The following is an 18098-nucleotide window of genomic DNA, read 5'->3' as shown; positions in this document are numbered from 1 at the left end:
TTTCGCTTATGGTAGGGCGATGAGCGCATCGACCCGCACCGACGGCCTCCGGATTCCCGAGACGGTCACGGCTGTGCGCGAGCACTTCGAGTCCGGCGCGACCCGTTCGCTGTCCGCCCGCATCCGCCACCTGCACGCCCTGCGGGCGATGCTCACCGACAACGAGGCGGCCTTCGAAGCCGCATTGTGGAGCGACCTGCACAAGAGTCCGGCGCAGGCGCAGCTGACTGAGCTGAATGTCGTCGTCGCGGAGATCAACCACACGCTGCGCCACCTCCGGCGGTGGGCACGCCCGAAGCGCGGGCCGGTGCCGTTGACACTGCTGCCGGGCCGGGCCCGGCTGGTGTCCGAGCCGCTCGGTGTCGTGCTGGTGATCGCCCCGTGGAACTACCCGGTACAACTGCTGCTCAACCCGCTGGTCGGCGTGCTGGCCGCGGGGAACACGGCCGTACTCAAACCGAGCGAACTCGCCCCCGCGACCGCGTCGCTGATCACGCGCCTGGTGCCGCGCTACTTCCCCCAGGGCGCCGTACGCACGGTGGAGGGTGGCGTTCCCGAGGCCACCGAGTTGCTGGCACAGCGGTTCGACCACATCGTGTTCACCGGCAGCGGAGCGGTCGGCCGCGTCGTCATGCGCGCGGCCGCCGAACACCTGACGCCGGTGACCCTCGAACTGGGCGGCAAGTCGCCGGTCTGGTTCGACAACGACGCCGATCTCCCGGCGGTGGCCCGCCGCCTCGCCTGGGCGAAGTTCACCAACGCCGGGCAGACCTGTATCGCCCCGGACTACGTCATGACCACCCCCGACCGGGTGCCGGCGCTGGTGACCGCGCTCAAGGACGCGATCGGCGACCTGTGGGGCGCCGACCCCCGCGCCGGCCGGGAGTACGGCCGCATCGTCAACGAACACCAGTTCGACCGCCTCGTCGGCTACCTCGGCGACACCGACGTGGTGATCGGCGGCGAACACGACCGGGGCGAGCGCTATCTCGCCCCCACCGTCGTCACCCTTCCCGACGGCGGGCGTGCCGCTGTCGGCCCGCGCGCCGCCCACCCCGTGCTGCGGGAGGAGATCTTCGGCCCCGTCCTGCCGATCCTCCCCGTCGCCTCGGCCGAGGAGGCCGTCACGGTCATCAACGCCTGGGACAAGCCGCTAGCCCTGTACGTCTTCACCTCCTCGCCGCGCATCCGGCGCCTGTTCGAGCAGCACACCTCGTCCGGCGCCGTGGTCCACAACGCCGCCCTCGTGCACGCCGCCGCGTCCGGACTGCCCTTCGGCGGCGTCGGGCCGAGCGGCATCGGCGCCTACCACGGCCTCTACTCGTGGCGCTCGTTCAGCCACCTCAAGCCCGTCCTCGCCAAGCCGCTGCGGCCCGACACGCTGGGCCTGGCGCAGCCGCCCTTCACCGCACGCGGGGTGCGCCTGCTCCGCCGGCTCATGCGCCACGGCTGAACCCGGCGACGTCCTTCTGCGCAGCGGCCTCAGCGACCACCGCCGGACGTGTTCCGCAGCACGTGCGGGGGATGGGTGATCTGGACGGGGCCCGGGCAAGCCTCGAATCGTCCCGCGTGCTGTGCGCCGAGCGGGAGCTGCCCGAGGTCATGGTGCGGGTGCACCAGGAGCGGGCCGAGCTGTACGCCGCCCGGGGTGACTTCGCGGCGGCGTTCGCCGAGCACAAGGTGTCTTTCGCCGCCCGCGAGAGCCTGCACCTGAAGGAACGGCAGTCGCAGGCACAGACGCAGACCAGGCAGGTCATGTTCGAGACCGCAGAGGCCCGCCAGGAGGCCGAACGGTTCCGGGAGCAGGCGCGCCACGACCCGCTGACCGGGCTGCCCAACCGCCGGTACGTCGACGAGGAACTGCCCGGTCTGATCGCCACCGACCCGGACCTGGCCGTGGGAATCGCCGATGTCGATCACTTCAAGCGGATCAACGACACGCTGTCCCATGACGTCGGCGACCAGGTGCTGACGCAGATCGCCGGACTGCTGGCGACCGGACTGGCCGCGTTCGCCCCGGACGGGTTCGTGGCCCGGCTCGGTGGCGAGGAGTTCCTCCTGGTGCTGCCCACCACCCGGCTCTCCACGGCGATCGAGGGACTCGACCGGATCCGGCGGGCCGTCAGTGAGCACGACTGGCAGGACATCACCGCGGACCTGCCCGTGACGGTGAGCATCGGTGTGGCCGGGGTGAACGAGGCCGCGCCGCGCAGCCAGTCGGCGGCGCTGTCCACGGCCGACCGCAACCTCTACGCCGCCAAGCGCGCCGGACGCAACCGCGTCGTCTCGGGCACGCCCCGCGAACGGCGCCCCCGCGCCTACCGCGACCGCGGCGCTGCCTGAACCACACGCCGCTGCCTGAACCGCACGCCGCTGCCTGAACCGCACGTCGCGACCGGCGCCGCGCGGAGGCGGTCAGTCGCCCCGGGTGGCGCGCACGACGACGTCGTGCAGGGCGACGGTCCGGCCTCCGGGGGCGGTCACCGTCCGCACGTGCTCCTCGGCCGTGGTGATCTCCCAGTGGGAAAGGTCCAGGCGCGCGGTGATGTCGGCGAGGGTGACCGATGCCTCGGCGGGCGGGTGGTCCCCGTGCCCGGTGCCGTCCGGGGTATGCAGGTGCCCGACGATCAGCAGCGTCCCGCCGGGCGCCACCCAGGCCGAAATGCGCTCGTAGAAGGCCAGTTGCGGCATCGCCGGGTGCGCATAGTGGGTGGTGACCAGATCGAACCGGGTGCCCGGATCCCAGGCGGTCAGATCCGCTTCGACCCACCGCACCGGCTCGGACGGCCCACCGCCGTCCGCGCGCTGCGCCGCGCGGGCGAGCACCTCGGCGGAGATGTCGGCGGCGACGACGCGCCAGCCCCGGGAGGCCAGCCAGATCGCCTCGGAGCCGGCGCCGCACCCGGCGTCCAGCGCGGTGCCCGGTGCCAGGCCGGCGGTCTCGCGGACGAGGTACGGGTTCGGCGCGGCACCACCGGCCGTGTCGGCGTGCGCCTGGTGCCAGTGCTGTTCCCAGTAGTCCTTGTCGAATCCGTGCGTCATCGGGCTTCCTTCGGGGTCGTCGCCGTCCCCACGATCGTGACCGGGTACCCGACCGGCGGGCAAAGCTCTTTGCCGAATGGCAAACTGCGGGCATGACGCAGGAGTCCGACCGCACGCTCGAGGCTGTCGGCCCGAGGCTGAAGCAGCTCCGGTCCCGCCGCGACCTCACCCTCACGGAGCTGTCCCAGCAGACCGGCATCTCCGTCAGTACGCTGTCGCGGCTGGAAGCGGGCCTGCGACGCCCGACGCTCGAGCAGCTCCTTCCGCTCGCCCGCGCCCACGGCGTGACCATCGACGAGCTGGTCGACGCGCCGCCGACCGGCGACCCCCGCATCAACCTGCGCCCCATCGCCGTCGGTGACGGATCGACCGTGCTGCCCCTGACCCGCCGCCCCGGCGGCATCCAGGCGTACAAGTTCGTCCTCCCGGCCGGAGACGACGACCGCGAACCCGACCTGCGTGTCCATGAGGGCTACGACTGGGTGTACGTCCTCAACGGACGGTTGCGCCTGGTCCTCGGCACGCACGATCTCCTCCTCGAGGCCGGGGAGGCCGCCGAGTTCGACACCCGCACTCCGCATTGGTTCGGGGCGACCAGCGCCGGTCCCGTCGAGTACCTCAGCCTCATCGGCCGGCAGGGCGAGCGCGCACACCTGCGCGTCGCACCCAGGCAGGGATCCACCGAGTAGGCCGACAATCGACCGGATCGCCGAGCTCTGCGGCGCACCGCAACCGAGGCCGGCAGGCACATCGAGTACGTCGCCGACATGTCGCATCAGGACCTCCCCCGGGCGTGCCGTGCGACCTGGCTACTCTGCGGCCATGGCTTTGACCCCGGACGAGTTCCACCGGCACGCACTCGCGGCCGCAGACAGCGAGCACCGCCTTCCCCTGTCCCGGATGACGGGCTGGGAGATCAGTCCGTTCGAGCAGAACGGGCTCCGCGTCACCCCGCTCAAGCCGCCGGTGGCGCCCGAGCCGCCACGGCATGGCGAGGATCCGGCGGAGTGTGGCATCTGCGGCGACCGAGACAAGGGCATCTGGTTCAACGAGCGCTGGCGGCTGGACCGGATCTCCGGCGCCGGGGTACCGCTGATCTTGATGCTCTATCCACGCGATCATTACGACCTGGCCGACCTGCCTGACGAGATGGCCGCAGAGCTCGGCCTGCTGAGTACCCGCATCGTGCGGCACATGCAGGCGGTGCCGTACGTTTCCCGAGCCCACCTGTACCGTTTCGGCGACGGCGCCGCCCACCTGCACTTGTGGTTCTTCGCCAGGCCCGAAGGCCAGGCCCAGTTGTATGGGTCGTGGCTGCTGGTCTGGGACGACCTGCTGCCGGAGTACCCGGCGGACCTGGCCGATGCGGATGCCGCCCTGGTCGCTGACGCGCTGGTTGCCTCCTCCGGTGGCTCACGCACGCCCACGGTGTGACGACCTCGTGCCGAAGGATGCCCCCGAGTTGTGGGCAGTCCTCAGAAGTAGTTGTGCAGCGTCGGCGCAGGGCCGGCGGTCGCGGTGCGCAGCAGCTCGTCGGTGTCAGTGTCGCCGCCGGTCAGGAAACCGCTGCGGCGCAGCTGCTGCGGCGTCGCAGCGCCCGCATACCAGGAGGCCAGGCCGCGCGGGGTCAGGCGGACGGTGCCCGCGCCGCCCGGCTCCAGCCGGCCGGTCCCGCCGGAGAGCACCAGCCGGTGACGGCCCTGGTGCCAAGGGCAGACGTCGTCGGTCAGCTCCACGTCGACCTCGCCGGTCAGGTGCCGCGACCAGCCGCGGGCGGCGACCGCGCCGGGCGCGTCGACGACGCGCAGCATCCACGGCTGCGTGGACCCGGGCTTGGCGTCGCCCCGTGCCAGCAGCGACCAGACGGGGTCGGCGGCGCCCAGCCGGATCAGCACGGTCGGTGCGACGCTGGCCCAGCCGCCGAGCATCGCCAGCAGTGTGCGCGTTGCCTCGGGCGTCAGTCCGATCAGGTCGTCCACGGTGAGCTTGCCGCTCGCGTCGTAGCCGGGGCCGCGGTCCCACCGGGCGTACCCGACGATGGTGCCGGTGTCGTCGACGGCGACGGTGAACCCGTGGTAGTCGGCCAGCAGCTGCGCCGGCGTCGCCCCGAACGCGGGCCCGGAGCGTTCCATCATGCCGGTGCCCGCCCGCGCCACCTCGCGGTAGATCTCGCCGACCGCGGGGATGTCGGCCTCTGTTGCCGGCCGCAACGTGATCCTGGCATCGGGGCGGATCTCGGCCAGCACCCGGGTCGGCACGGTGTGGTAGACGAGCGCGCCGACCTCTTCCCAGCCCAGTGCCCGGTACGGTGCCGGGGTGGTGTCGAACAGCGTGCTGATCACCGCCCCCCGTTCCCGGGCGTCCCGCAGCAGCCGTGTCAGGACGAGCCGGCCAAGGCCGCGCCCGCGCAGCTCGGGCGCGGTCGCCACGCCGGCGACGCCGCTGGTCGGCACGACCCGGCCGCCGAACCACTGGCCCTGCTCGCGGTCCACCGCCTTGGCGACCAACCGCCCGGCAGGGTCGAAGACGCCGAGCGTCCGCCGGCCGGGGGAGTCGGCGGCCCACCCCTCCGGCATGGGCTGCTCGTGGTATCCGAACGCGAGGCTGCCGAGGTCCCACGCGAGCCGCTGATCCGCCGGCCCGAGCAGCCGCACCTGGTACGTCACACCGGACATCCTGCCAGCCGCCCTGCCACCCCCGGTTGGTGGTCGCCGGGTGCCGGTGAACGTGCGGCGCTCGGACTGCCCCGATCGTGGAGATTCTGCACCACCCGGCCGCCGTTGGGCGGGCCTCGGCCGGCTGGCTCAGCGCTGGCGTGGCGCTCGCCACAGGAAGAAATCACCGCTCGTCCGGGCGAAAGCGACGTATGGGGTGGCGCGGCCGCTGGTCGTCCGGTCAAGTCAGGATCATTCGGTGCTGATCGACTTGACTGGGACCGGCATACTCCGTCGTCGTGATCAACACTCGTGCGGGAAACACCTCTGCTGTCTGGAAGCGGAATGTTGCCCGCTTGTCGGCCACCCTGCGTAGATGTCGAGACTACATTGCGTCGCAAGGGCCGCGGGTGGCGGCGATGCGGCCCCGGCATTGGTGGCTGACCGGAGCCGGCGTATTGCTGGCCGTGATCGCGGGCGTCGCATTCGTCCACCACTACACATTCGTCGACACCCGCATCTATCTCGGCGCGGTGCGGTTGTGGATCAGTGGGGGCGGGCTGTACGCGTACGCGGCGCCCGGCTCGGGGCTGGGGTTCACCTATCCACCGTTCGCCGCGCTGGTCATGGCGCCCTTCGCCTGGCTTCCGGACGAGGTGATGGGCTGGGGCAGTCTGCTCGTCAGCGTCGCGGCGTTGACACTCGTGCTGACCGTCGTCCTGCGTCCGGTGGCCGACCGGTACGGCTGGAGCCGGGGCCGGACGTTGGCCGTGGCCCTTCCGGTCGCGCTGCTCACCGAGCCGGTGCGGCAGACCCTCGGCATGGGTCAGGTCGACCTCGTCCTCTTCGCGCTGATCACGGCGGATCTGGTGGCGCTGCGCCGGGCGGCCCGAGCGGGAGACCGGGTCACTGCCGCCCCCGGCGGCCCGCGAACCGCGGAGAGCGCGGTCCGTCGCCGCTGGAACAGCGGGAGTTGGGCCGGGGTGGGCATCGGCCTGGCCGCCGCCTTCAAACTCACGCCCGCCCTGTTCATCGTGTATCTGCTGGTCACGGGTCAACACCGAGCCGCGCGAACGGCGATCATCACGGCCGCTGCGGCCACCGTGACGACGGCGTTGCTGGTGCCCCGCACGACGGTGCAGTTCTTCGGCGCCACGCTGTGGCAGACCGACCGCGTCGGCCGCACCGACGTCTCCGAGAACCAGTCGCTGGCCGGTCTGCTGGCTCGGCTGACCGACACGCCGCACCAGCCTGCCGCGCTCTGGACGGCGGTCGCCCTCGCGGCGCTGATCGTCGGGCTGGCCCGGGCCCGGCAGGCCCACCTCAACGGCGACCAACTGGCCGCCTTCACCCTGGTGGGCCTGACCGCCGGTCTCGTCAGCCCGGTCTCCTGGACGCATCACCTGACGTTCCTGCTGCCGGCGGTCGTGATCCTGCTCGACACGGCGTGGCACCGCAGGCTGGCGGGCGAAGCGGGGAGGGCCGCCGAGGTCCGTCTCGCGGCCGCCTCGGTCGTGCTGGTGCTGACGATCGCCTCCCCGTTCTGGTTCGTCCTGCACCGCCTGCCGGCGACCTCTCATTACGCGGATGGCTGGCCCGGCGTCGTCGCCGAGAACGCCATCGCGCTGTTGCTGGTGGTCCTGGTGATTGCGCTGCCCCACCGGCTGGGCACGGATCTGAGGTCACGGCGATCGCCCGCGCGGCCGGTGCGTGCCCAGCTCATCGATGCCCGAGACCGCGGGTGAGGAACCGTCGGGGGCCCCTGATCCGCCTCGGCGACCGGACCTGACCAGACTGCGCAGGACCGTCCACAGTGCCGACGATCACCTGTCGCGCCACAATCCCCGGCGCTCCGGGGCGGGCCGGCTCGGCGTGCGACAGTAGGGCACGGTCGAGATCAGGCAGGCACCGCGGGGGTGGTCCATGATCAGTGTCAATGAACGCGATCGGGGATGGCTGAGGGCGGCGATCGACCTGTCTCGGTTGTCGCCGCCGTCGCCGACCCGGTACGCCGTCGGAGCCATCGTCGTCGACGGCCACACCGGTACCGCGCTCGCCGCGGGCTACACCGCCGAGACCGAACCGCATCACCATGCGGAGGAGGTCGCGCTGGCCAAGCTGGCCGACCGGCACGGCGGGGACCTGCGCCGGGCCACGATGTACACCTCGATGGAGCCGTGCACGACGCGTCGGTCCGGGCCGGCCCCGTGCGCCGACCTGATCCTCGCGGCGGGCGTCGGTCGCGTCGTGCTGGCGCTGCGGGAACCGCCCGTCTTCGCCGCCTGTGTGGGCATCCGCATCCTGCGCGCGGCGGGGGTCGACGTCGTCGAGATCGGTGACCTGGGCCCTCGGGTCCGTGAGATCAACGCCCACGTGCTCGACCGCATCCCGGAACGGCCGGCGGCCACCGCCTGACGGGGCACCGGACATCGACGAAAGACGATACTGTCGGACGGCAATGGTCCCGAGTGCCGGAGGGGTCTCCTGATGCGATCCGTTCGTGGTCTGCTGCGTGCCTGCCTCGCCGGCGGTGTCGTCCTGCTGTTGCTGACCCCAGCCGCGGCGGCCCGGGCCACCGCGGCGGCCGCGGGCGGGTCAGCGTCCAGCCCGGCGACCGCGGCGGTCGCCGGCACCGGCACCGGCACCGGCACCGGCACGGAGCCGGTGTACGACTATGGCCAGGCCATCCGCGAGCAGGTGTGGGTGCAGACCCCGGTGGACAGTGACCTCGACGGCCGTCCCGACCGGGTGGCGGTGCGGATCATCCGGCCGCGCGCGGACGGCCGCAAGGTGCCGGTGATCTTCCAGGCCAGCCCCTACTACGCGGGGCTGAACGACGTACCGAATCACGACGACATCGACCGCGACGGCGCGACGGCGGGTCTGCGCGCCGCCCCCGGAGCCGGACGCGCCGCCGAGACCATCGTGTTCGCCGGCTACCTCGACAACTACTTCGTGCCCCGCGGATACGCGGTGGCCTTCGCCGACAGCCTCGGCACGGGTGGCTCGGACGGCTGCCCGACCACGGGCGGCCGCAACGAGACCCTGGGCATGAAGGCGGTCGTCGACTGGCTCAACGGACGGGCGCCGGGCTTCGACGCCACCGGCGCGCCCGCGCGCGCCGACTGGTCGACCGGGCGTACCGGAATGATCGGGGTGTCCTACAACGGCACCCTGCCGAATGCGGTCGCCGCGACCGGGGTCCGCGGACTGGAGACGATCGTGCCGATCGCGGCCATCTCCAGCTGGTACGACTACTACCGCGCCAACGGCGGAGTGGTGGCGCCCGGTGGTTTCCAGGGCGAGGACACCGACGTGCTGGCCAAAGCCGTCCTCACGCGTGCCGATCCCGGGGCGTGCGCGGACGTGATGGCGTCGCTGGAACGCGCGCAGGACCGGGACACCGGCGACTACAGCAGATTCTGGGCGGAGCGCGACTATCTGCGCGACGTCGACAAGGTACGCGCCAGCGTCCTGCTCGTGCACGGCCTGCACGACGACAACGTGCGCACCGGGCAGGCCGGGCAGTGGTGGGACGCGCTGGCGAAGCGCGACGTGCCGCGCAAGATCTGGCTGCACCAGGCCGCGCACACCGACCCGTTCAACGTACGCCGTGAGCAGTGGCTCGATACTCTGCACCGCTGGTTCGACCAGTGGCTGTACGGGATCGACACGGGCATCATGCGGGAGCCCGTGGCCGACGTGGAGGTCGCGCCGAACGTCTGGCGCACCTCCGCCACCTGGCCGGTGCCCGGCAGCCGGGACACGGCGATGTTCCTGGGGGAGGCCGGGCTGGCGACCCACCCATCCGTTGCGGGCGGGCGGCAGTCGTTCGCCGACGATCCCGCGCAGACCGCTGAGGAACTCGCCGACGACGAGACGAGCGTCGACCCGCACCGCCTGGCGTACCTGTCGGCGCCGTTGACCCACGAGACCCGGCTGTCGGGCACGCCGAGCGTGACCCTGCGTGCCGACCTGGACGGCGGGTCGCCGTACCTGACCGCGCTGCTGGTCGACTACGGCCCTGCGGAGCGCTACGCCGGCCTGCGGACCCTGAGCGTGCAGGACTGTGTGGGCCCCGGCATCCCGGGCGACCCGGGCTGCTTCAACCGCCGGGAGTACGTGACCGCGCTGACCCCGTCGGAGATCGTCACCCGGGGCTGGCTCGACGTGCGCAACCGGTACTCGACCGCGCGCAGCGTGCCGGTGCGGCCCGGCGCGGTCTACACGATGCGCTGGCGGTTGCAGACGACCGACCACGTCTTCGCGCCGGGACACCGGATCGGGCTGGTGCTGATCTCCACGGACCGCGACCACACCCTGCGCTACCCGGCCGGGACCGAGGTCGGCGTGCGCCTCGGCGCCTCGCGGGTGGTGCTGCCGCTGGTGCGCTGACGGGTGGCGGCTCTGGGACGCGGGGCGCTCGACGACGGGATCAGGCGCCGGAGCAGGCTGCCGTCAGGTTCTTCAGCGCGGCCTCCAGATCCTGCCTGCTGGGCTTGATCCTCGGGGCCGTGGCGTAGATGTCGGCCAGCTTGCCCATGGCGGTCGCCACCTGTCGCGCCGCGCCGTTGACCGCGGCGTTCGCGCCGATCACGTTCGCGTAGATCGCCGAGGCGCCCGCGGAGTACTGGGCGCTGACGGCGGCGTACCCGGCCGGGGGGCCGATCTTCTCCGCCTTGGCGGCCTTCGCCAGGGCCGCCTTGATGTCCTTGCTGACCTGTGCGCAAGCCGTCTTCGTCGCTGCGTCCAGGGCCGGGGCGCTCGGCACGGCGGGCGAGGCCGGCCGGGACGCGACCGGGGTCAGCGCGACCGCGTCACCGGCGCCGGGCTTGCCGGATCCGTCCGCCGGTGTGGCACCGGCGGTGCAGCCGGACAGGGCGAACGCCGCGACGATGATCGAGCTGAGCGCTCCGAGCCGAGTGCGGTGCATGGCGGTGTCCCTCCGGTGATCCTCACCCTCAAGCGCGGCAAACTACCAGACCATCGACGAACGGCGATACCCGGCCGCGCATGGCCCGCCGGGGCCCGGGACGTCCGAGCCCCGGATGCTGCCTCACCCCGGACGCAGATGCAGGCGACTGACCACCCCTCGGTGCGGCACCCGCGAGGGGGACAGGCTATTTCGCCATGCAGATGCGTACCGCTAGGGTGCTCGGTGTGACGATGTTCCGGATCGGTGAGGCCGCGGAGTTGCTCGGCGTCAGCGCGGACACGGTGCGCCGCTGGGTGGACGCCGGCCGGCTCGCCGCGCACCGGGACGAGCACGGGCACCGGGTGATCGACGGGGTCGAACTGGCCGCGTTCGTCCGCGGGCAGGCCGGTGATCCGGTCACCGGGTCGGACGGATCCTCGGCGCGCAACCGGATGCGCGGCATCGTCACCGCGGTGATCAAGGACGCGGTCATGGCGCAGGTGGACATTCAGGCCGGGCCGTTCCGGGTGGTGTCGCTCATGAGCCGGGAGGCGGTCGACGACCTGGACCTGCGGGTCGGTTCGGTCGCGGTCGCGGTGATCAAGTCGACCACGGTGGTGGTGGAGCGGTCCGGTGTGACGCAGAAGGCACGGCCCGGCGCGTGAGTGCGGGCGGCGCGAAGCGAGGGGGAGTGCAGGTGGGTACGCGATTCGTCCGGGCCGCGCTGGCCGGGTTGAGCGCCGCGGCGCTGGCCGGGTCGGTCGGCTGCGGCGGGGACGCAGGCGGTGGTTCCGCACCGACCACCGGGGCCAGCGGCACCGGCGTGACCGGCACGGTGACGGTGTTCGCGGCGGCATCGTTGACCGAGTCGTTCACCCGGATCGGCAAGGACTTCGAAGGGGCGAACCCCGGCTCGACGGTGAAGTTCAACTTCGCGGGCAGCTCCGCACTCGCCACGCAGATCAACCAGGGCGCCCCGGCCGATGTGTTCGCCGCAGCCTCGCCCGCCCCCATGAAGACGGTCACCGACGCCGGCAACGGTGGCGGCACGCCGACCACGTTCGTGAAGAACCAGCTCGTGATCGCGGCGCCCAAGGGCAACCCGAAGGGCGTCACCGGACTGTCCGACCTGGCGAAGCCGGGCGTCAAGGTCGCCCTGTGCGCCCCCGAGGTGCCCTGCGGCGCCGCCGCGCAGAAGGTCCTCGACACGGCCGACGTGTCCATCAAACCGGTCACGCTGGAGCAGGACGTCAAGGCCGCGCTGTCGAAGGTGAAACTCGGCGAGGTCGACGCCGCCCTGGTGTACCGCACCGACGTCAAGGCGTCGTCGTCCGACGTCGATGGCGTGGAATTCCCCGAGTCGGCCAGCGCGCTCAACGACTACCCGGTCATCGTGGTGAAGAACGCCCCGAACTCCGCCGGCGCGCAGGCGTTCGTCGCCTACGTGCTGTCCGGCAAGGGCACGGCGGTGCTCACGGCGGCCGGTTTCCAAGCCCCGTAGAAGGATCATGATCCGTACCGACGATCGGGACGCGGCGGTCCGGCCACCAGGCGGGCCGCCGCGGCGCCGCCGTACCCAGCGGGTGCCGGTTGCCCTGCTGGTGCCCGCGGTGGCCGGGCTGGCGTTCCTCGTGCTGCCGCTGGCCGGGCTCGTCATCCGCGCGCCGTGGGGCACCCTGTGGCAGCGACTCACCGAGCCCGGCGCGCTGAGCGCGCTGCGGCTGTCGCTGCAGACCGCCACCGTGGCCACCGTGGTCTGCCTCGTCCTCGGTGTGCCCCTGGCGTGGCTGCTGGCCCGCGTCGACTTCCCCGGCCGGCGGGTGATCCGCGCGCTGGTCACCGTCCCGCTCGTGCTGCCGCCGGTGGTCGGCGGCGTCGCGCTGCTGCTGGTGTTCGGCCGCAAGGGCCTGCTCGGTACGTGGCTGGACGCCTCGTTCGGGACCACGTTGCCGTTCACCACGGTCGGCGTGGTCATCGCCGAAGCGTTCGTGGCGATGCCGTTCCTGGTCATCGCGGTGGAGGGGGCGCTGCGTGGCGCCGACACCCGGCTCGAGGAAGCCGCCGCGACCCTGGGCGCGGGCCGGTGGATCACCTTCACCCACGTCACCCTGCCGCTGGTCGCGCCGGGCGTCGCCGCCGGAGGCGTCCTGTGCTGGGCCCGCGCGCTCGGTGAGTTCGGCGCCACCATCACGTTCGCCGGAAACTACCCCGGCATCACCCAGACCATGCCGCTGGCGGTCTACCAGACCATGGAAGGCGGCGACCTGTCCGGGGCGGTGGTGCTCAGCCTGATCCTGCTCACCGTGTCGGTCACGATCCTCGCGGGACTCCGCGACAAGTGGATCACCAGCGGATGACCGGGACCCCAGCCGCACCGGCCGCCACCCCGGTCATGGACGCGCACCTGCTCGTCGACCGGGGCACCTTCCGTCTCGACGTACCGTTGCGCATCGGCGCCGGGGAGGTGGTCGGGCTGCTCGGCCCGAACGGCGCCGGCAAGACCACCGCCCTGCGCGCCCTGGCCGGGCTCCAGCCGCTGACCGCCGGGCACGTCACGCTCGCCGGGACCGACCTCGACCGGCCCGACCGTCGGCTGTGGACACCCCCCGAGCGACGGCCGATCGGCGTGGTGTTCCAGGACTACCTGCTCTTTCCCCACCTGACCGCGCTGGACAATGTCGCCTTCGGGCCCCGGCGGCACGGCGTCGACCGGCGTACCGCCCGTCGGCAGGCTGCCGACTGGCTGCACCGGGTGGGCCTGGTCGAGCACACCGCCCGCAAGCCCCGGCAGCTGTCGGGTGGGCAGGCCCAGCGCGTCGCCCTCGCCCGCGCCCTCGCGCTCGACCCGGTCCTGCTGCTACTCGACGAGCCGCTGGCCGCGCTGGACGCCCGTACCCGCCTGGACACCCGCGCCGAACTGCACCGTCACCTCGCCGCGCATCCCGGCGCGACGCTGCTGGTCACGCATGACCCGCTGGACGCACTGGTCCTGGCCGACCGGCTGATCATCATCGAGCAGGGCCGCATCGTGCAGGAGGGGGACGCGGCGACCATCACCGGGCAGCCACGCACCGACTACGTCGCCCGGCTGGTCGGGCTCAACCTCTACCGCGGCACCGCCGCCGGCCACACCGTCCAGCTCGGCTCCGGCTTTGCGCTGACCGCCGCGGACGCGCTGCACGGCGACGTGTTCGTCGCGTTCCCGCCCGCAGCGGTCGCGCTGCACCCGCGGCAGCCGGGCGGCAGCCCCCGCAACACCTGGCCGGCCACCATCACCGGCCTGCAACGCCACGGCGACAACCTCCGGGTGCAGCTGGCCGGTCCGATCGGCGCCGCCGCCGACATCACCCCGGCCGCCGCCGCCGACCTGCACCTGGCCCCCGGTCAGGAGGTGTGGGCTGCCGTGAAAGCCGCCGAAACCCGCGCCTACCCGGCCGACGCCCCGCCCGCGACCGGCGACGCGGCCTGAGCCGCTCGATGAACGGCCACCGTCAGCGCCGCAGCGTGTCGATGGGCGCTCGCCCGTAGGTGCGGCGGTAGCACCTGGTGAACCGGCCGGGGTCGGCGTACCCCCAGCGGGCGGCGACCTCGGTGACCGTGGTGCCGTCGCCCGGGATGGCGTCGCGCAGCTGCTGGTGTGCGCGGTCCAGCCGGACGGAACCCAGGTAGGCGGTGGGGGTGGTGCCGAGGTGGCGGCGGAAGGAGAGCTGGACGGCGCGGACGGTGACCCGGGCGGCGCGGGCGATGTCGGCGGGGGTGATGTCGAGGTCGGCGTTGGCGTCGACGTACGCGGTGGCGCGCGACAGCGTGGCCTCGGTGGCATCGGTGCGGTCGTGATTGCGCGGCTCCGGAATGCAGGAGTTGGGGAACGTGGTGAGCAGCGTCGCGGCCAGCAGCCGGGTGAACGGCCCGACCAGCAGCGGATGGGTGATGAACTCGGGAGAGGACAGCAGGTTGCTGGCCACGTAGTCGACGACGTGCAGCCAGCGCCGGGTGTCCGCCGGATGGATGGGGCGCATGGCGGTGAAGCTCAGCTCCGGCAGGGGCCCCTCAGGGTGGTTGCGGGCGGCGTCGCTGACCGCCTCCGGCGGCAGGGAGACCACCGACTCGAGGACGCAGTCCTGCCGCACGTGGTACGGCCGGTCCGTTTGAGCGTGCAGGCCCAGGTCGCCCGGACCGAACTGCTCGCCGAGGTCGAGATCGGTCCGCATCCCGCGGTGGACCCGGCCGACCACGACCGCCGCGACCGGGCCGCAGCGGTACTCGGTGGCCGCCTGGTGCTCCAGAGTGTCGAGATGGAACCCCCCGCCGCCGAGCCGCACGTGGCGGAACCGGTACGTGCGGCGGTCGCCGTTGATGGTCATCGTCGCGTCGTACGCGGAGGTGAGGTAGGACTGGGCGCGATCGGGGTCGGTCGTGGCGAACTCCACCGCGATCCCCTCCGGCCGTCCGTTGGTCGGTTCCGCGGGAGGCACGCTCCCACCTCCTCGGGTCATGAGCGCAGGGTCAGTCCCGGCGGCCGGTCGTACACCTGGCGGTAGGCGGTGGCGAAGCGGTGCGGCCGGGCGAAGCCCCAGCGGGCCGCGACCTCGGTGACCGTGGTGCCGTCGCCTGGTTCGGCGGCCAGCAGCTGTTCGTGCGCGCGGGCCAACCGGACCTGACGCAGGTAACCGGTGGGGGTGGTGTCGCGGTGCCGGCGGAAGGCGTACTGCAGGGTGCGTGGCACCACCCCGGCCGCGGCGGCGATGTCGGTCAGCGTGATCGGATGCTCGGCCCGGGCGTCGATGAACGCCACCGCCCGGCGCACCACCGCCGGAGTGGCGGCGTCGCGCGGGGTGCGCACATCGGTGGTCATGGTGGTGTTGGGAAACGTGGCCAGCATGCTCGCCGCGACCATCTGCTGCGCGGCGTTGAGCAGCAACGGCGGGCTCAGGGCGAGGCTGTAGATGCCACCGCGCACGTAGTCGGCGGTGGCCAGCCAGTGCCGGTGCGCCATCGGCGAGACGGGTAGCAGCCCGGTGAACCGGACGGCCGCGCGGTCCAGCCCGGTGGCCTCCTCGGCCACCCGCAACACCACGTCCATGGGCAGGGTGACGCCGCTGCCGTCGCTGCAGTCGTTGAAGTGGTCGTAACCGTACGGTGGGAGCAGCAGGGTGCCGCGCTCACCGACCCACACCTCGCCGCCCGGCCAGCGGTGCCGGCACCGGCCCGACGACAGGTGCACGGCGAGAATGTGCGGCATCGGTTGCCAGGACGCCTCCACGCTGGCCGCCGTGTAGGCGCTGCGGACGATGGCCAGCCCGCCCAGCGCACCGAACTCGGCGAAGAAGGCGAAGTCCCGGCTGTGGGCGCGTACCCGCCGCTCATGGTCGTGGTAGCGGGAGCTGATCCAGGCATGGTGCTCTTCCGGACTGCGGGTGTAGATCTTGGAGATGTGCGGCGGCGAAGCCGGGCCGCCGCCCGCGCGGGCGGACCGTTCGCCCTGACATACGTCCTGATCCTGCACCGCTGCTCCACCGGATCGTGGTCATCCCGGCGGCATCACTGTGGACCGCAGCCGCCTCGCCGGACACCACCCACAGTGGCATGTGACGCCAGATTGCGAAAGGCCATCACCCTCCAGAACGAACAGTCCCGGCCACCCCGGCCGCGCCCAGGGGCGAACGGCCGAACCGCAGGACGAAATCCGAAACCACCGCGCGTGGCGTGTCGTGGCGGAGTCGCGCGACGATGTGGGGATGGCGCTCGTGGGGTGCATGGTCGAACAGATGGGCACCAGACTCCTTGTGCGCCTGCACGGCGAGCTGTCCACGGCGAACGCCCCACGGGTGCGGGCGGAGCTGCTCAAATGCGCGGTGGAGCGGCCGGATGCGCTGGTGGTCGACGTGAGCGCGCTGACCGTGCGCGACCCGGGAGCGGCGGCGGTGTTCCGGGCGGTGGCCTGGCAGGCCGCGACCTGGCCGGGCACACCACTGCTGATCTGCACCCCCGACGCGGCCACGGCGCGGCGGCTCACCCACGGCTGCCGACGGCTCCTGCCGGTCTTCGCCTCCCCGGACCAGGCCCTCACGGCACGACCCTCCCGGCGGGTGACCGTGCTGCACGACACGCTGCTGCCGGTAACCGGTGCCGCCCGGCGCGCCCGCGAGCTGGCCACCGAGGCGTGTGCCCGCTGGCAACTGCCCGCGCTGATCGGCCCGGCCTGCCTGATCGCGGACGAACTCGCCACCAACGCCGTGATCCATGCCCACACGATGGCCGACATCCGGTTCGCGGTGGGTCCGCACCACCTGATGATCAGCGTGCGCGACGGGTCGGCCGCGCGCCCCGCACCGGTGCGCGCGCCGCTGCACACGTCCGTCACCGGATTGGGGCTGCTACTGGTCGACGCGACCGCCTCCCGGTGGGGCTGCCTGCCCGTCGACGGGGGCAAGGTGGTCTGGGCGTGCCTGCGCACCGCGCCGGCGCGCTGACCTCGGTCAGCCGGCCCGGCGGAGCACCGTACGGGAGCCGAGCGGCTGGAGCGGGCGGTTGTTGTCCGGGTAGCCGGCATAGCCGGGGAAGCGGGCCACCAGGGCGTGCAGGCGTGCGACGGTGCGGTCTCCGACGTGGATCGCCGTGGGCAGGACGACCCAGCGCACCCCGGTCGTACACGGCGGCGTGGTCAACGACCCCCCGTACGTGAGGTACTCGCCGGCCACGGCGCTCGAGTACCCGGTGCGCCGGACGTCGCGGGGCAGCAGGGCGATGGCGCTTGCCGTGGTCCCGGTGTCGGTCTCCTCGCCCGACTGCACGGGCGCCGCGCGCAGGGTGCGGCGCAGGAGTTCGGCGGCGCTGCCGCCCGATCGCGCGGTGTCGGCGAGTACGGCCAGCACCAGCGTGCGCCCCTGGCTGTCGCGGTGCACCAGGTGGACCTCCAGGTCGTAGCGGTGGCCGCGGAGCACGTGCTCGCTGGGGGCGTGCACATGCCACTGCACCAGCCGGTAGATGTCCGCGCCGAACCGCAGCGTGCCGGGCTGGTCCGCCGGTTGCGGCGCCTCGATCACGTGCCCGGTGTTCTCGGCCACGAGCGGCACGGGCGGGTACTCGACCCGCAGCGCGGGCAGCGGTGCGCGGCGCCCGCGGCCGAGCGCCACCGGCGACTGGTCGTCCGCGCCGCCACAGGCGGCCCAGTCGGTGGTCAGCGTGGACCAGTGCGGTGGGCCGTCGGAGCTGGCCGGATCGTGGTTCCAGACCGGGGTGCCGGCGGACTGTGCACGGGCCGCGGCGGTGACCGGCGCCGCGGCACCGGCCGCCGCGGCCACCTGCGGGACGGGCACCGCGAGGGCCAGCGCGGACATGCCCGCGGACCAGGCGATCAGTACGGCACGGCCGAACCGCGTGGGTGATTGTCGGTGCACTGCTGCCCCCAAGTGAGTGTTCGCCGACCGCCTCACCTGCGGCGGCCGGACCCGGTGGACCGAGTCTGTGGCACGGGCGGCGGCGCC

At 72.8% G+C, this 18098-nt stretch carries 18 protein-coding genes; 12 read left to right on the top strand and 6 right to left on the bottom strand.

What is annotated here, in order from left to right; translation table 11 throughout:
- Positions 1 to 19 precede the first annotated feature (19 nt).
- The gene (locus ACMCNO_RS20710; protein WP_412751107.1) at positions 20 to 1453 is read left to right on the top strand and encodes an aldehyde dehydrogenase family protein; all 1434 of its coding nucleotides are present in this window, start codon (positions 20 to 22) and stop codon (positions 1451 to 1453) included.
- A gap of 71 nt (positions 1454 to 1524) precedes the next feature.
- The gene (locus tag ACMCNO_RS20705; RefSeq protein WP_412751106.1) at positions 1525 to 2343 is read left to right on the top strand and encodes a GGDEF domain-containing protein; all 819 of its coding nucleotides are present in this window, start codon (positions 1525 to 1527) and stop codon (positions 2341 to 2343) included.
- Between the two features lie 72 nt (positions 2344 to 2415).
- Here the strand turns inward: ACMCNO_RS20705 and ACMCNO_RS20700 are convergent, their stop codons facing one another.
- A complete protein-coding gene (locus ACMCNO_RS20700) occupies positions 2416 to 3042 on the bottom strand; it encodes a class I SAM-dependent methyltransferase (protein ID WP_412751105.1) in 627 nt (208 codons plus the stop codon).
- A 92-nt stretch (positions 3043 to 3134) separates the two neighbouring features.
- Between ACMCNO_RS20700 and ACMCNO_RS20695 the strand changes: the two genes are divergently transcribed.
- Together ACMCNO_RS20695 and ACMCNO_RS20690 are read left to right on the top strand one after the other, a co-directional pair.
- The gene (locus tag ACMCNO_RS20695) at positions 3135 to 3731 is read left to right on the top strand and encodes a helix-turn-helix domain-containing protein (RefSeq protein ID WP_412751104.1); all 597 of its coding nucleotides are present in this window, start codon (positions 3135 to 3137) and stop codon (positions 3729 to 3731) included.
- Positions 3732 to 3864: 133 nt separating this feature from the next.
- A complete protein-coding gene (locus ACMCNO_RS20690; RefSeq protein ID WP_412751103.1) occupies positions 3865 to 4476 on the top strand; it encodes a hypothetical protein in 612 nt (203 codons plus the stop codon).
- A 41-nt stretch (positions 4477 to 4517) separates the two neighbouring features.
- On the opposite strand, the gene eis is transcribed toward ACMCNO_RS20690, so the two are convergent.
- Entirely contained in the window at positions 4518 to 5708 is a 1191-nt protein-coding gene (gene eis, locus ACMCNO_RS20685) for an enhanced intracellular survival protein Eis (protein WP_412751102.1), read from the bottom strand.
- A 407-nt stretch (positions 5709 to 6115) separates the two neighbouring features.
- Between eis and ACMCNO_RS20680 the strand changes: the two genes are divergently transcribed.
- From ACMCNO_RS20680 to ACMCNO_RS20670, 3 genes are all read left to right on the top strand, one after another.
- Positions 6116 to 7441, top strand: a complete 1326-nt coding sequence (locus ACMCNO_RS20680; protein WP_412751101.1) for a glycosyltransferase 87 family protein — start codon at positions 6116 to 6118, stop codon at positions 7439 to 7441.
- A gap of 178 nt (positions 7442 to 7619) precedes the next feature.
- The gene (locus tag ACMCNO_RS20675) at positions 7620 to 8111 is read left to right on the top strand and encodes a deaminase (protein ID WP_412751100.1); all 492 of its coding nucleotides are present in this window, start codon (positions 7620 to 7622) and stop codon (positions 8109 to 8111) included.
- 72 nt (positions 8112 to 8183) lie between these two features.
- Positions 8184 to 10091: a Xaa-Pro dipeptidyl-peptidase gene (locus tag ACMCNO_RS20670; RefSeq protein WP_412751099.1), complete on the top strand. Its 1908-nt coding sequence runs from the start codon at positions 8184 to 8186 to the stop codon at positions 10089 to 10091.
- Between the two features lie 40 nt (positions 10092 to 10131).
- On the opposite strand, the gene ACMCNO_RS20665 is transcribed toward ACMCNO_RS20670, so the two are convergent.
- A complete protein-coding gene (locus ACMCNO_RS20665) occupies positions 10132 to 10629 on the bottom strand; it encodes a hypothetical protein (protein WP_412751098.1) in 498 nt (165 codons plus the stop codon).
- A 227-nt stretch (positions 10630 to 10856) separates the two neighbouring features.
- On the opposite strand from ACMCNO_RS20665, the gene ACMCNO_RS20660 reads away from it, so the two are divergent.
- The 4 genes from ACMCNO_RS20660 to ACMCNO_RS20645 are packed head-to-tail and all read left to right on the top strand — an operon-like array spanning position 10857 to position 14080.
- Entirely contained in the window at positions 10857 to 11276 is a 420-nt protein-coding gene (locus ACMCNO_RS20660) for a TOBE domain-containing protein (protein WP_412751097.1), read from the top strand.
- A 32-nt stretch (positions 11277 to 11308) separates the two neighbouring features.
- Positions 11309 to 12112, top strand: coding sequence for a molybdate ABC transporter substrate-binding protein (gene modA, locus ACMCNO_RS20655; protein WP_412751096.1), 804 nt, complete (start codon positions 11309 to 11311; stop codon positions 12110 to 12112).
- Positions 12113 to 12119: 7 nt separating this feature from the next.
- A complete protein-coding gene (locus ACMCNO_RS20650; protein WP_412751095.1) occupies positions 12120 to 12968 on the top strand; it encodes an ABC transporter permease in 849 nt (282 codons plus the stop codon).
- The gene (locus ACMCNO_RS20645) at positions 12965 to 14080 is read left to right on the top strand and encodes an ABC transporter ATP-binding protein (RefSeq protein ID WP_412751094.1); all 1116 of its coding nucleotides are present in this window, start codon (positions 12965 to 12967) and stop codon (positions 14078 to 14080) included. Before ACMCNO_RS20650 ends, ACMCNO_RS20645 begins: the two co-directional genes overlap by 4 nt.
- Before the next feature lie 22 nt (positions 14081 to 14102).
- Here ACMCNO_RS20645 and ACMCNO_RS20640 read toward each other — a convergent pair whose 3' ends face one another.
- Both ACMCNO_RS20640 and ACMCNO_RS20635 read right to left on the bottom strand, forming a co-directional pair.
- Positions 14103 to 15086 (bottom strand): helix-turn-helix transcriptional regulator, encoded by a 984-nt coding sequence (locus tag ACMCNO_RS20640; protein WP_412751093.1) that lies wholly within the window; start codon positions 15084 to 15086, stop codon positions 14103 to 14105.
- Between the two features lie 17 nt (positions 15087 to 15103).
- Positions 15104 to 16117 (bottom strand): helix-turn-helix transcriptional regulator, encoded by a 1014-nt coding sequence (locus ACMCNO_RS20635; protein WP_412751092.1) that lies wholly within the window; start codon positions 16115 to 16117, stop codon positions 15104 to 15106.
- A gap of 262 nt (positions 16118 to 16379) precedes the next feature.
- On the opposite strand from ACMCNO_RS20635, the gene ACMCNO_RS20630 reads away from it, so the two are divergent.
- Positions 16380 to 17084: an STAS domain-containing protein gene (locus ACMCNO_RS20630; RefSeq protein ID WP_412751091.1), complete on the top strand. Its 705-nt coding sequence runs from the start codon at positions 16380 to 16382 to the stop codon at positions 17082 to 17084.
- 6 nt (positions 17085 to 17090) lie between these two features.
- On the opposite strand, the gene ACMCNO_RS20625 is transcribed toward ACMCNO_RS20630, so the two are convergent.
- Entirely contained in the window at positions 17091 to 18011 is a 921-nt protein-coding gene (locus ACMCNO_RS20625) for a carbonic anhydrase family protein (RefSeq protein ID WP_412751090.1), read from the bottom strand.
- Between the last annotated feature and the right edge of the window lie 87 nt (positions 18012 to 18098).

It is taken from the genome of Krasilnikovia sp. M28-CT-15 (assembly GCF_047159595.1).
In the GTDB taxonomy this organism is placed as follows: Bacteria; Actinomycetota; Actinomycetes; order Mycobacteriales; family Micromonosporaceae; genus Actinoplanes.
Note: the sequence above shows the minus strand (reverse complement) of the source record. Positions and strands in the feature narration are given on the sequence as shown.

Bases quoted from the DNA above. Each gene is read 5' to 3' on its own strand.
- ACMCNO_RS20710 (WP_412751107.1), top strand. From the start codon at position 20: ATGAGCGCATCGACCCGCACCGACGGCCTCCGGATTCCCGAGACGGTC.
- ACMCNO_RS20705 (WP_412751106.1), top strand. From the start codon at position 1,525: ATGGGTGATCTGGACGGGGCCCGGGCAAGCCTCGAATCGTCCCGCGTG.
- ACMCNO_RS20700 (WP_412751105.1), bottom strand. From the start codon at position 3,042: ATGACGCACGGATTCGACAAGGACTACTGGGAACAGCACTGGCACCAG.
- ACMCNO_RS20695 (WP_412751104.1), top strand. From the start codon at position 3,135: ATGACGCAGGAGTCCGACCGCACGCTCGAGGCTGTCGGCCCGAGGCTG.
- ACMCNO_RS20690 (WP_412751103.1), top strand. From the start codon at position 3,865: ATGGCTTTGACCCCGGACGAGTTCCACCGGCACGCACTCGCGGCCGCA.
- ACMCNO_RS20680 (WP_412751101.1), top strand. From the start codon at position 6,116: ATGCGGCCCCGGCATTGGTGGCTGACCGGAGCCGGCGTATTGCTGGCC.
- ACMCNO_RS20675 (WP_412751100.1), top strand. From the start codon at position 7,620: ATGATCAGTGTCAATGAACGCGATCGGGGATGGCTGAGGGCGGCGATC.
- ACMCNO_RS20670 (WP_412751099.1), top strand. From the start codon at position 8,184: ATGCGATCCGTTCGTGGTCTGCTGCGTGCCTGCCTCGCCGGCGGTGTC.
- ACMCNO_RS20665 (WP_412751098.1), bottom strand. From the start codon at position 10,629: ATGCACCGCACTCGGCTCGGAGCGCTCAGCTCGATCATCGTCGCGGCG.
- ACMCNO_RS20650 (WP_412751095.1), top strand. From the start codon at position 12,120: ATGATCCGTACCGACGATCGGGACGCGGCGGTCCGGCCACCAGGCGGG.
- ACMCNO_RS20645 (WP_412751094.1), top strand. From the start codon at position 12,965: ATGACCGGGACCCCAGCCGCACCGGCCGCCACCCCGGTCATGGACGCG.
- ACMCNO_RS20630 (WP_412751091.1), top strand. From the start codon at position 16,380: ATGGGCACCAGACTCCTTGTGCGCCTGCACGGCGAGCTGTCCACGGCG.